Below are 543 nucleotides of genomic sequence, written 5' to 3' on the forward strand. Positions count from 1 at the left end.
TCCCGCCCGACCGGGCGACGCCCGCCGCACCGGCCGGGACGGCACGGGATGACCGCCCCGGTCCACCGGTTCGCGTTCCGCTTCGACCCGCCGTACCGACCGGTGCTGGCGCTGCTCGGCGTCCGGCCGGAGACCGCCTGGGTGCGGGTCGACGCGCAGGAGGTGGCGGTCCGCTTCGGCCCGTGGCGACTGCGCACCGCGCGGCGCAATGTGACCGGGGTCGAGCGGGGCGGGCCGTACCGCTGGTGGCGGGTGGTCGGGCCGCGCCTGTCGCTCGCCGATGCCGGGGTGACCTTTGCCAGCAGCACCGCCGCCGGCCTCTGCCTCCGCTTCGCCGAGCCGGTGCCCGCCCTGCTGCCGGGCGGGTGGCCGCGGCACCCGGGTGCGACCGTCACCGTGGTCGACCCCGACGCGCTGGCCCGGGTCCTCACCGCGCCGGGGGGCGGCTGAGGAGGGTGCCGGGTTGGCCGTTCCGCCGGGGGGCCGGCCGGTGACGGCCTACCGTCGGCTCAGGACCTCCTGACGCTGGGGACGGGGCATGGT

1 protein-coding gene is annotated in these 543 nt (G+C 78.8%); it reads left to right on the plus strand.

All coding sequences use genetic code 11. The features are described from left to right. On the plus strand, positions 1 to 450 hold a 450-nt coding region (locus C1I99_RS31855; RefSeq protein ID WP_438941473.1), incomplete at its 5' end, for a hypothetical protein. Positions 451 to 543: the final 93 nt, after the last annotated feature.

Origin of the sequence: Micromonospora deserti, assembly GCF_003236335.1 — a bacterium.
Lineage (GTDB): Bacteria > Actinomycetota > Actinomycetes > Mycobacteriales > Micromonosporaceae > Micromonospora > Micromonospora deserti.